10 protein-coding genes and 1 pseudogene are annotated in these 10,733 nt (G+C 73.6%); 9 read left to right on the top strand and 2 right to left on the bottom strand.

Annotation, left to right across the window (positions count from 1 at the left end; all coding sequences use genetic code 11):
* From L1885_RS16085 to L1885_RS16060, 6 genes are all read left to right on the top strand, one after another.
* On the top strand, positions 1–1,638 hold a 1,638-nt coding region (locus tag L1885_RS16085), incomplete at its 5' end, for a polarized growth protein Scy-related protein (protein WP_505016778.1).
* A gap of 310 nt (positions 1,639–1,948) precedes the next feature.
* Positions 1,949–2,887 (top strand): coiled-coil domain-containing protein, encoded by a 939-nt coding sequence (locus L1885_RS16080; RefSeq protein WP_235797803.1) that lies wholly within the window; start codon positions 1,949–1,951, stop codon positions 2,885–2,887.
* 97 nt (positions 2,888–2,984) lie between these two features.
* Positions 2,985–4,064, top strand: coding sequence for an ABC transporter ATP-binding protein (locus tag L1885_RS16075; protein ID WP_235797802.1), 1,080 nt, complete (start codon positions 2,985–2,987; stop codon positions 4,062–4,064).
* 3 nt (positions 4,065–4,067) lie between these two features.
* Positions 4,068–4,820: an ABC transporter permease gene (locus tag L1885_RS16070; protein WP_235797801.1), complete on the top strand. Its 753-nt coding sequence runs from the start codon at positions 4,068–4,070 to the stop codon at positions 4,818–4,820.
* A gap of 127 nt (positions 4,821–4,947) precedes the next feature.
* Entirely contained in the window at positions 4,948–6,072 is a 1,125-nt protein-coding gene (locus L1885_RS16065) for an ABC transporter ATP-binding protein (protein WP_235797800.1), read from the top strand.
* Complete coding sequence (locus tag L1885_RS16060; protein ID WP_235797799.1) at positions 6,069–6,926, top strand: ABC transporter permease; 858 nt, start codon at positions 6,069–6,071, stop codon at positions 6,924–6,926. The genes L1885_RS16065 and L1885_RS16060 overlap by 4 nt, the downstream gene beginning before the upstream one ends.
* A 43-nt stretch (positions 6,927–6,969) precedes the next feature.
* On the opposite strand, the gene L1885_RS16055 is transcribed toward L1885_RS16060, so the two are convergent.
* Complete coding sequence (locus L1885_RS16055; RefSeq protein WP_235797798.1) at positions 6,970–7,302, bottom strand: Rv1322 family protein; 333 nt, start codon at positions 7,300–7,302, stop codon at positions 6,970–6,972.
* A 221-nt stretch (positions 7,303–7,523) separates the two neighbouring features.
* Between L1885_RS16055 and L1885_RS16050 the strand changes: the two genes are divergently transcribed.
* Positions 7,524–8,567 (top strand): LLM class flavin-dependent oxidoreductase, encoded by a 1,044-nt coding sequence (locus tag L1885_RS16050; RefSeq protein WP_235797797.1) that lies wholly within the window; start codon positions 7,524–7,526, stop codon positions 8,565–8,567.
* Positions 8,568–8,747: 180 nt separating this feature from the next.
* Here the strand turns inward: L1885_RS16050 and L1885_RS16045 are convergent, their stop codons facing one another.
* On the bottom strand, positions 8,748–9,140 hold the full coding sequence (locus tag L1885_RS16045) for an SCO5389 family protein (RefSeq protein ID WP_235797796.1): 393 nt from the start codon (positions 9,138–9,140) through the stop codon (positions 8,748–8,750).
* A gap of 214 nt (positions 9,141–9,354) precedes the next feature.
* Here L1885_RS16045 and nucS point away from each other — a divergent pair, with 214 nt between their 5' ends.
* Complete coding sequence (nucS, locus tag L1885_RS16040; protein WP_235797795.1) at positions 9,355–10,014, top strand: endonuclease NucS; 660 nt, start codon at positions 9,355–9,357, stop codon at positions 10,012–10,014.
* Positions 10,015–10,322: 308 nt separating this feature from the next.
* Positions 10,323–10,733 (top strand): annotated as a pseudogene (locus tag L1885_RS16035) (hypothetical protein); the annotation flags it as partial.

Below are 10,733 nucleotides of genomic sequence, written 5' to 3'. Positions count from 1 at the left end.
GTCGGGGCCGAGGCCGCTGAGGCGCTGTCCGCCGCGCAGGAGGAGGCGGCCCGCCGGCGCCGCGAGGCCGAGGAGCTGCTGGAGTCGGCGCGCTCCGAGGCCGACCGGGAGCGCGAGCTCGCGCGCGAGCAGAGCGAGGAGCTGCTCGCCGCGGCCCGCAAGCGGGTGGAGGAGGCCCAGGCCGAGGCGCAGCGCCTCGCGGAGGAGGCCGACCGCAGCGCGACCGAGACCGTTTCCGCGGCCGAGCAGACGGCCCGCGAGGTGCGCGAGTCCGTGGCGGGCCTGCACGACCAGGCCGAGCAGGAGATCGCGGGGCTGCGCTCGGCGGCCGAGCACGCGGCGGACCGTACCCGCACCGAGGCGCAGGAGGAGGCGGACCGGGTCCGCTCCGACGCCTACGCCGAGCGGGAGCGCGCCGCCGAGGACGCCAACCGCGTGCGCACCCGCGCGCAGGAGGAGTCCGACGCCGCCCAGTCGCTCGCCGAGCAGACCGTCAACGAGGCGGCGGCGGAGTCCGACCGGCTGCGCACGGAGGCGACGACGCACGCCCAGCGGCTGCGCACCGAGGCGTCGGACGCCCGGGCGGCCGCGGAGCAGGACGCGTCCCGCACGCGGGCCGAGGCGCGCGACGACGCCAACCGGATCCGCTCCGAGGCGGCGGCGCAGGCCGACCGGCTGGTCACCGAGGCGACCGACGAGACGGAGCGCATGCGCGCCGAGGCGGCCGGTACGGTCGGCTCCGCGCAGGAGGCCGCCGAGCGGATGCGCGCCGAGGCCGAGCAGGTGCTCGCCGAGGGCACGGCGGAGGCCGAACGGCTGCGCGCCGCGGCGCAGGAGGAGGCCGACCGCCTCCTCGACGAGGCCCGCAAGGACGCCGCCAAGCGCCGCTCCGACGCGGCCGAGCAGGCCGACCAGCTGATGAACAAGGCCCAGGAGGAGGCGCTGCGCAGCGCCACCGAGGCCGAGGCCAGCGCGGACACGATGGTCGGCGCGGCCCGCAAGGAGGCCGAGCGGATCACGGCCGAGGCCACCGTCGAGGGCAACACGATGGTGGAACGGGCCCGCGCCGACGCGGACGAACTGCTGGTCGGAGCGCGCGGCGACGCCGCCGCGCTGCGGGAGCGCGCCGAGGAGGCGCGCGCCCGGGTGGACGCCGAGATCGAGGAGCTGCACGAGCGGGCGAGGAGAGAAACTTCGGAGCAGCTGAAGACGGTCGGTGAGCGGGTGGATACTCTGATGAAGGCGGCGACCGAGCAGCGCGCCGAGGCCGAGCAGAAGGCCGAGGAGCTGCGGGCCGACGCCGACGCGGAGGCGAGCAAGGTCAGGATCGCCGCGGTGAAGAAGGCCGAGGGTCTCCTCAAGGAGGCCGAGCAGAAGAAGGCCGGACTCATCAGGGAGGCCGAGCAGTTGCGTGCGGAAGCCGCCCGGGACGCCGAACAGATGGTCTCGGAGGGCAAGCGCGAGCTCGACATCCTGGCGCGCAGGCATCTGGACATCCAGGCCGAGATCTCCCGGGTGCAGGACGTGCTCGAAGCACTGTCGCTCGAGGCACCGGGCGCCTCCGGCAAGGACGGCCCCGTCAAGGCGGGGGCGTCCGCGGGGACAACGCGTGCGAACGGCAAGCCGTCTGACGGTTAGGGCCTTTCGTTCGGATCAGTCGGGTCGATGAGCGGGGTTCGGTGCCGTGGATCGCAAGGCGGAGGAGGGAGTCGACGCGGAGTGTCGGCGACCTGCTCGGCGCCGCCCCGGAGCGGGGCCGGGGCGATCGTGGGACGCGGTACCGGGGCGCGCGCGCCCGACAGGATCCGATCGAGAGCGCCCGGTCAGGACTGAACCACTCGAAAGGCTGGTCATTGTGCATATCAAAGCTGTATCGACGCGTTGACACGCCGCAACGGCCCCTAGGATTCCCTCTATCACCTCACCGCTCTCTTTCGACAGGAACCCCATGAGCGACACTTCCTCACCCTTCGGCTTCGAGCTCGTGCGGCGTGGTTACGACCGCGGTCAGGTGGACGACCGCATTACCAAACTCGTCGCCGACCGGGACAGCGCCCTGTCCCGCATCACGTCTCTGGAAAAGCGCATCGAGGAGCTGCACCTCGAGACGCAGAACGCCCAGGCCCAGGTCACCGACGCCGAGCCGTCGTACGCCGGCCTCGGTGCCCGGGTCGAGAAGATCCTCCGCCTCGCCGAGGAAGAGGCCAAGGACCTGCGCGAAGAGGCCCGCCGGGCCGCCGAGCAGCACCGTGAGCTCGCCGAGTCGGCGGCCCAGCAGGTGCGCAACGACGCGGAGGCGTTCGCCGCCGAGCGCAAGTCGAAGGCGGAGGACGAGGGCGCCCGCATCGTCGACAAGGCGAAGGGCGACGCGTCCACGCTGCGCACCGAGGCCCAGAAGGACGCGCAGTCCAAGCGCGACGAGGCCGACGCGCTGTTCGAGGAGACCCGCGCCAAGGCCGCCCAGGCCGCCGCGGACTTCGAGACGAACCTCGCGAAGCGCCGCGAGCAGTCGGAGCGCGACCTGGCCTCGCGTCAGGCCAAGGCCGAGAAGCGCCTGGCGGAGATCGAGCACCGCGCCGAGCAGCTGCGTCTGGAGGCCGAGAAGCTCCGCACGGACGCCGAGCGCAGGGCGCGCCAGACGGTGGAGACGGCGCAGCGCCAGTCCGAGGACATCGTCGCGGACGCGAACGCGAAGGCCGACCGCATCCGCAGCGACTCCGAGCGCGAGCTCGCGGCCCTCACCAACCGCCGCGACTCGATCAACGCGCAGCTGACCAACGTCCGCGAGATGCTCGCGTCGCTGACGGGTGCCGCGGTGGCCGCCGCGGGCGCCCCGGCGGACGAGGAGCCCATCTCCCGCGGGGTGCCGGCGCAGCAGACCCGCTGACGTCCGGACGAACCGGACGGGTCGGTTCGGTAACAGTTGTGTCAGCCCCTCGCCACTCAGGTGGCGAGGGGCTTTGCGCGCGCCTAGGTTGGGCCGCATGATCGAGGTCGAAGGGCTCACCAAACGCTACGGCCGCAAACTGGCGGTCGATCATCTCTCCTTCCAGGTACGGCCTGGGGTGGTGACGGGTTTTCTGGGACCCAACGGCGCGGGCAAGTCGACCACCATGCGCATGATGCTGGACCTCGACAACCCGACCAGCGGTTCGGTCCGGATCGACGGCCGCATGTACCACGAGCTGGCGGACCCGCTCAAGCACATCGGCGCGCTGCTCGAGGCCAAGGCGATGCACGGCGGCCGCACCGCGTACAACAACCTGCTGTGCCTCGCGCAGAGCAACCGCATCCCGCGGCAGCGGGTGGACCAGGTCCTCGACATGGTCGGCCTGACGGCGGTCGCCAAGCGCAAGTCGAAGGGGTTCTCGCTCGGCATGGGCCAGCGCCTCGGCATCGCGTCCGCGCTGCTCGGCGACCCCGAGATCCTGATGTTCGACGAGCCCGTCAACGGTCTCGACCCCGAGGGCATCCACTGGATCCGCACGCTGATGAAGGCGCTCGCCGCCGAGGGCCGCACGGTCTTCGTCTCCAGCCACCTGATGAGCGAGATGGCGCTGACCGCCGACCACCTCATCGTGATCGGCCAGGGCCGGCTGCTGGCGAACACGTCGATGGCCGACTTCATCCAGCAGAACTCGCGCAGCTTCGCCCGCGTGCGCACCCCTCAGCCCGAGCAGCTGCGTGATGCGCTGCGCGGAGCGGGACTCGCGGCGACCGAGACGGACAACGGCACGTTCGAGGTCGAGGGCTCGGAGACGGAGGCGCTCGGCGAGCTGGCGGCCACGCACCGGATCACGCTGCACGAGCTGAGCGCCCAGCGCGCCTCCCTGGAGGAGGCCTTCATGCAGATGACCGCGGAGGCGGTGGAGTACCACGCGCACGCCGGGCCCGGCGAGGGCGCGCCGCCCGCCGGGCCCGTGCCCGGCCAGGTCCCCGCGGGGCAGGGGGCTCCGGGTGCCGGGCAGGCGCAGGGGCCGGCCCGGGGGCAGCAGCCCCCGGCCCCCCAGACCTGGGGACAGGACTGGAACCAGGGCCAGGACCAGCGCAGCAAGGGAGCCTGAACGATGTCTTCGGTACCGGCCGTCCTCGAGTCCGAGTGGACGAAGATCCGCACGGTCTCCTCCACGACCTGGACGCTGGCTCTCGCCTTCATCACCACGGCCGGCCTGGGGGCCGTGGCGACGTCGCTGATCAACCCGGGCGCACACTTCGACCCGACGTTCATCAGCTTCTCCGGGATGACGCTGGGGCAGCTGGCCATGGTCGTCTTCGGCGTGCTCGTGGTCGGCTCCGAGTACAGCTCGGGCATGATCCGCACGTCGCTGGCGGCGGTCCCGCGCCGGGCCACCTTCCTGTTCGGGAAGATCGGCGTGGCCGGCCTGCTCGCGCTGGTGGTCGGCCTGGTGACCGGCTTCATCACGTTCTTCCTCGGGCAGGCGCTGCTCGGCGACGACGGGACGACGCTCGGGGCGCCGAACGTGCTGCGCGCGGTGATCGGCAGCGGCCTGTACATGTGCCTGATCGCGGTCTTCTCGATGGGTGTCACGGCGATGCTGCGCAGCAACATGCTGTCGCTCGGCATCCTGATGCCGTTCTTCTTCCTGGTCTCGAACATCCTCTCGGCCGTGCCGAAGGCCAAGGACGTCGCGCGGTACTTCCCCGACCAGGCCGGCTCCAAGATCCTCCAGGTGGTGCCGAACGCGCAGGGCTCGACCGACGTGCCCTACGGCCCCTGGGCCGGGTTCGCCATCATGGCCGCCTGGGTGGTCGCGGCGCTGCTCGGCGGCTACCTGGTGCTGCGCAAGCGCGACGCGTGAGCCCGCCGCCGCCCCGGGGCCCGCGGGCCCCGGGGCGGCCCCGGGCGGGGACGCGGGGCTTCGCCCCCGCCCGCCGCGTGCGGATATCCTCGCTGTCCGAAGACCCGACGCGTCGATGGGGCCGGAGATGATCGAGGCAGTCCGCCTGACCAAGCGCTACGGCGCCAAGACCGCGGTGGACGACCTCTCGTTCCGGGTCCGCCCCGGCCTGGTCACCGGCTTCCTCGGACCCAACGGCTCCGGCAAGTCCACGACCATGCGCATGATCGTCGGTCTGGACCGGCCGACCAGCGGCACCGTCACCGTCGGCGGGGAGCCGTTCCGCCACACGCCGAACGCGCCCCGCACGGTGGGAGCGCTGCTCGACGCGAAGGCCGTGCACGGCGGCCGCAGTGCGCGCAACCATCTCCTCTCGCTCGCCCAGCTCTCGGGCATCCCCGCCTCGCGGGTCGAGGAGGTGCTGGGCGTGGTGGGCCTGCGGGACGTGGCGGGCAAGCGGTCCAAGGGCTTCTCGCTGGGCATGGGGCAGCGGCTCGGCATCGCGGCGGCGCTGCTCGGCGACCCGCAGGTGCTCCTGTTCGACGAGCCCGTCAACGGTCTGGACCCCGAGGGCATCTACTGGGTCCGCACGCTGATGAAACGGCTCGCCGCCGAGGGCCGCACCGTGCTCGTGTCGTCGCACCTGATGAGTGAGATGGCGGTGACCGCGGACCACCTGATCGTGATCGGCCGGGGCCGGCTGCTGGCCGACATGAGCGTCCGCGACTTCATCGCACGCAACTCCTCCGACTTCGCCCGCGTACGGGTAGCCGACGACGACCCCGGGCAGCGGGAGCGGCTCGCCGCCGCGCTCGGCGACGCGGGCGGCCGGACGCTGTCGGAACCGGACGGCATGCTCCGCGTGACGGGAGTGCCCCTCCCCCGCATCAGCGACCTCGCGCACAAGGACGGCATCCGGCTGTGGGAGCTCTCGCCGCACCACGCCTCCCTGGAGGAGGCGTACATGCGGATGACGCAGTCCGCGGTGGAGCACCGCTCCACGGACGACGAGCTGGCCGGCTTCGAGCAGGAGGAGCAGGGCCCCGAGCCGCTCGTCGTGCCCGAGGTGCCGCAGCAGGGCTGGTACGTGCCGCCCGCCGACTCCCGGCGGGATCCGCGGTTCGCGCACGGCCGGGAGCCGGCGGCCGGCGCCGGCGAGGAGCGGGACGGCGCCCCCGGGCGCGCCCCGGAGTCGCGGGAGGACGCACGATGAGCGCCGTACAGCCGAGCCGCGGCGCCCAGGACCCGGCTGCGGCCGGGGGCGTCTACGTGTCGCCGATCCCGGTGCGCCGGGCGCACCTGGGCGACGCGATCGTCGCCGAGTGGACCAAGATCCGGTCCGTCCGCTCCACCCTGTGGACCCTCGGCGGCCTGATCGTCGCGTTCCTCGGCACCGGCCTGGTGATCGCCTGGGGCGTGGCCGTCACCTCGGTGGAGCGCTCCTCCGGGACGGCGCTGTCCTTCGGGTTCTTCGGGGCGCTGCTCGGCCTGATCTGCGTCATGACGCTCGGGGTGCTCACGTTCTCCAGCGAGTTCAGCACGGGCCTCATCCGTACGACGCTGACCGCCTGCCCGAGCCGGGCGCGGGTGCTGGGCGCGAAGGCGGTGGTGTACTTCGCGGTCGTCTTCAGCCTGATGCTGGCGCTCACCTGGAGCACGGCCGTGCTCCAGATCGTGATCCTCGACGCGCGGAGCCCGCGCCCCGGCGAGTGGATCTCGGCGACGCTCGGCGTGAGCCTGTACATGGCGCTGCTGGGCGTGCTGTCGCAGGCCCTGGGCGCCCTGGTGAAGCACGCGGCGGGCGCCATCACCGCGATGCTCGGCGTCGTGCTGCTGCCGCTGGTGCTCGCGCTCTTCCTGATCTCGCCGCTGCCCAAGGTCAGCGACGTGCTGCTGACGTACTCCATCCCGAGCCAGCTGGCGTCCTTCTACCCGGCGCTGGGCGGATTCGCGGGCGAGAACGGCGGCAGCGGGCCCACCGGCTGGACGTCGCTGTGGATCCTCGTGGGCGTGACGGCGCTGGCCATGGGCGGCGCGTACGCGGCCCTCGAACGGCGCGACACCTGAGGGCCGGACCGGCCGGCGGCCCGCCCTCCGCGGCGCGGGGCCGTCAGTAGCGGGGGGCGTTGCGCGAGCGCTGCACCCGCGCCCCGCGCCGGTCCTTGGCGTTCCAGCAGGACTGGTGCCAGTGGCGGCGGTCGTCCACGCCGCCGTACTCCGGCCAGGCCACCACGTGCGGCACGTGGGAGGGGATCTCCTGGTCGCAGCCGGGGCAGCGGTAGCGCTTGCCCGCCGCGCTCGCGCCCGCGACGTGCCGCACCGCCCACTCCTCCCCCTGCCACGACTCGGTGCGCTGGAAGCCGCCGTACCGGGCGCCGCTCTCGCCGGCGTCGGGGCCGGTCGCCTTCTCGCCGCCGCGGGGGCGGTTGCGGCGCGGGGACATGAGGCACCTCACGGGACAGACGGCAGGGCTGCCCTCCAGCGTAAGGCCCCCCGGGGCCCGGGCCGGGCCCGGCGGGCGGAGGCGGGCGGGCGGAATACGCCACGCGAGAGAGGCAATTACCGGACAATCGCAAGATCTTGGTCCGTAGCCGTGCCTTTGGCACGTGTCAGGCGTTACTGCCGGAGAGGGGGGCCGCGTCGGCCGCGAGGAGGCAGAAGGCGATGCGTGTGCGCAGTGCGACGCGTACGAGGACACGTGTGGGGACATTCGTGCTGGCAGCACAGTTCCCGGGACAGGGCCAGGGCGAGGCGCTGCACCGCGCGGTGCGCACCGCGCAGGCCGTGGAGAGCGCGGGCCTCGACGAGGTGTGGCTGGCCGAACACCACTTCGTGCCCTACGGCGTGTGCCCGTCGGCCGTGACCCTGGCCGCCCTGCTGCTCGGAAGGACACGGCGCATCGGGGTGGGCACGGCGATCAGCGTGTTGCCGAACACGCATCCGGTGACGCTCGGCGAGCAGGCGGCGCTGCTCCACATACTCTCCGAGGGCCGGTTCTCGCTCGGCGTGGGCCGGGGCGGGCCGTGGGTGGACCTGGAGGTGTTCGGGGCCGGGCTCGACGCCTTCGAGCGGGACTTCCCCGAGTCGCTCGACCTGCTCCTGCGATGGCTGCGGGAGGCGCGCGTCGGCGCGCTCGGACCCCGCTACACCTTCCGCGAGGTCCCCGTCGTGCCCCGGCCGGACGAGCTGATGGACTCCCCCGCCCCCGAGGTCGTCGTCGCCTGCACCTCGCCCGCGACCGTGCGGCTGGCCGCCGAGCGGGGCCTGCCCATGCTGCTCGGCATGCACGCCGACGACGAGGAGAAGGCCGGCATGGTCGCCCTGTGGCGCACGCACGCGCGGGCGTCGGGCCACGACCCCGAGGGCGACCACGTGTCGGTGGGTGTCGCACAGGTCGCGGACACGCGGGAGGCGGCGTCGGAGGCGCTGGTGAAGGCCATGCCCGGCTGGCTGCGGCAGGGACTGTCCGCGCACACCACCGTGGACGGCCGGTCCCGCTCGATGCGCGACCCGGTCGAGTACACGGAACTGCTGTGCTCGCTGCACCCGGTCGGGCCGCCGCGGCTGGCCGCGGACCGGCTGGCGGCCACGCGCGAGCGTACGGGCATCTCGCGCTTCGCCCTCCTCGTGGAGGGCTCGGGCGACCTGGCGTCGACGGAGGAGAACGTACGGCGCCTCGGGGCGGAGGTCGTACCGCAGTTGGCGTAGCGCACTCGGGCTGGCCGAATGTCGCGGGTTTCCGCCGGTGCGTGCGCCCCGTGCGAGAAGGCGGCGCGCGCCGGACGGCGCCCCGGGGGCGACGGCCCACGCGCGGGGCCGCCGTGCCGCGCACCGATCGCCCCCTCCGGTGCGCGACGCCGGCGGCCCGCCGAGGGCGGCGCCGCGCCGTCAGCAGTCCCGCAGTTCCGGGGACTGGTTGAGCAGCTGGGCCCGCACCGAGGTGAAGCGCGCCAGCCGCTCGTCCGTCGACTCGTCGAGCGGGAAGACGGCCACGCGGTGGCAGTTCTGGAAGGCGAGGCGCACGCCGAAGTGACGCTGCAGCGCCCCCCGTATGGCGTCGCTGGCGAGCGCCCGCAGCAGCTCACCGCGGGCGTGCTCGTCCGGCGGGGGCGTCCGGTTGTCCGCGAACGGACCGCCGTCGACCTTGAGCTGTGCCACCAGGGAACTGATCATCTCCCACGCGTAGGGCAGGGAGGTCCGGACGCAGTCGACGAAGTCGGCTTCGTCGACCTCGCCTCGCTCGGCCTGCTCCAAGAGCGCCGGTGAGACGTCGAGCGACATGGGTTCTCCTCTCGCGACCCCGCGACGGGGGCCTTACGGGCAGGGAAGGGGGGAGGGGTGGCGACGCAGCGTGCACGCGCGACAACCTCCTGCTTACACGTTAGGCGCGTGGCCAGGACCGCACCAGGCAGGTGGGAGCACAACCGGCCACAAGCGAACGGGGCTTGTGGGGCGAATCGCGTACGGCGGCGCCCGTCGAGTAGCGTTGCCGACCATGCGTCTCGTCATCGCCCGCTGCTCCGTGGACTACGCGGGCAGGCTCACCGCCCATCTCCCCTCCGCGCCCCGTCTCATCCTGGTCAAGGCGGACGGCAGCGTGTCCATCCACGCCGACGACCGTGCGTACAAGCCGCTCAACTGGATGTCACCGCCCTGCACCCTCAAGGAGGGCGACGGAGTGTGGACCGTCGTCAACAAAGCGGGCGAGAAATTGATCATCACCATGGAGGAGGTCCTCCACGACTCGTCCCACGAGCTGGGCGTGGACCCCGGCCTGATCAAGGACGGCGTCGAGGCCCACCTCCAGGAGCTGCTGGCGGACCGCATCGAGACGCTCGGAGAGGGCTACAGCCTCATCCGCCGCGAGTACCCCACCGCCATCGGCCCGGTGGACATCCTGTGCCGGGACGCCGACGGCGCCACGGTCGCGGTCGAGATCAAGAGGCGCGGCGAGATCGACGGTGTCGAGCAGCTGACGCGCTACCTCGACCTGCTCAATCGCGATCCCCATCTGGCCCCGGTCAAGGGCGTGTTCGCGGCCCAGGAGATCAAGCCGCAGGCCCGGGTGCTGGCCACGGACCGCGGCATCGGCTGCGTGGTGCTCGACTACGACGGCATGCGCGGCATCGAGGACGACAAGCTCCGGCTGTTCTGACCCGCGCCCGGCCCACGCCGCCGAGCGGTCCGGGCGGCCGAGCACTCCGGGCCGCTGAGCGGTACGGGCAGCCGACCGGTGCGGGCAGCCGACCACCCTGGACCGCTGAGCAGTACAGGCAGCCGACCGCTCCGGGCCGCTGAGCACTCCCGTGCCCGCCCGGGCGCCGACGGCCGGTCACCGGCCCGGAAGGGCCCCCGGCACCCGCGGCCGTCCGCCCGTGCGCCGAGGGCGCGGCGCGCGGGCCGCCCCCGCGCGCGGCGGCCTCCGCCCGGGGCCCGGCGCCCCGTCAGCTCGACTGCGGGGCCGTGGCCGTGAACGACGCCGACTGGTCCGTGCCGCCGTCCTGGCCGGACGGCTCCGGCGGGGGCGTCGTCGTCGTACTGTCGCCGGGGTCCGGGGATCCGGGGTCGGCGGGCGACGAGGGGTCGTCCGGCGAGCTGGGAGGGTCGGACGGACCCGTCGGGTCCGACGGGTCGCCGGACGTCGGCGGGGGCGTCGTGGTCGAGCCGCCCGGCGAGCCTCCGGTCCCGCCCGTGCCGCCCGTCCCGCCGGGCGACGACGGATGCGTGTGGCCGCCCGAGGGCCAACCCGAGTGGGAGTGCGACGAGCCGCCGGGCCCGTGCCCCGCCTGCCCGCTGTCGGAGGGCGCCTGCGGCGTCCCGTCCGGGGACGAGCCGGCGGCGGACGACGAGGGGGCGCCGGGCGTCCCCGAGGCT

Origin of the sequence: Streptomyces fuscigenes (assembly GCF_021556455.1) — a bacterium.
Lineage (GTDB): Bacteria > Actinomycetota > Actinomycetes > Streptomycetales > Streptomycetaceae > Streptomyces > Streptomyces fuscigenes.
The sequence above is the reverse complement of the archived record's forward strand: the minus strand, read 5'-3'. Positions and strand labels throughout refer to the sequence as shown.

Coding starts and splice junctions, on each gene's coding strand:
- L1885_RS16055 (WP_235797798.1), bottom strand. CDS start 7,302: ATGTCCCCGCGCCGCAACCGCCCCCGCGGCGGCGAGAAGGCGACCGGC.
- L1885_RS16070 (WP_235797801.1), top strand. CDS start 4,068: ATGTCTTCGGTACCGGCCGTCCTCGAGTCCGAGTGGACGAAGATCCGC.
- L1885_RS16045 (WP_235797796.1), bottom strand. CDS start 9,140: ATGTCGCTCGACGTCTCACCGGCGCTCTTGGAGCAGGCCGAGCGAGGC.
- nucS (WP_235797795.1), top strand. CDS start 9,355: ATGCGTCTCGTCATCGCCCGCTGCTCCGTGGACTACGCGGGCAGGCTC.
- L1885_RS16060 (WP_235797799.1), top strand. CDS start 6,069: ATGAGCGCCGTACAGCCGAGCCGCGGCGCCCAGGACCCGGCTGCGGCC.
- L1885_RS16065 (WP_235797800.1), top strand. CDS start 4,948: ATGATCGAGGCAGTCCGCCTGACCAAGCGCTACGGCGCCAAGACCGCG.
- L1885_RS16080 (WP_235797803.1), top strand. CDS start 1,949: ATGAGCGACACTTCCTCACCCTTCGGCTTCGAGCTCGTGCGGCGTGGT.
- L1885_RS16075 (WP_235797802.1), top strand. CDS start 2,985: ATGATCGAGGTCGAAGGGCTCACCAAACGCTACGGCCGCAAACTGGCG.
- L1885_RS16050 (WP_235797797.1), top strand. CDS start 7,524: ATGCGTGTGCGCAGTGCGACGCGTACGAGGACACGTGTGGGGACATTC.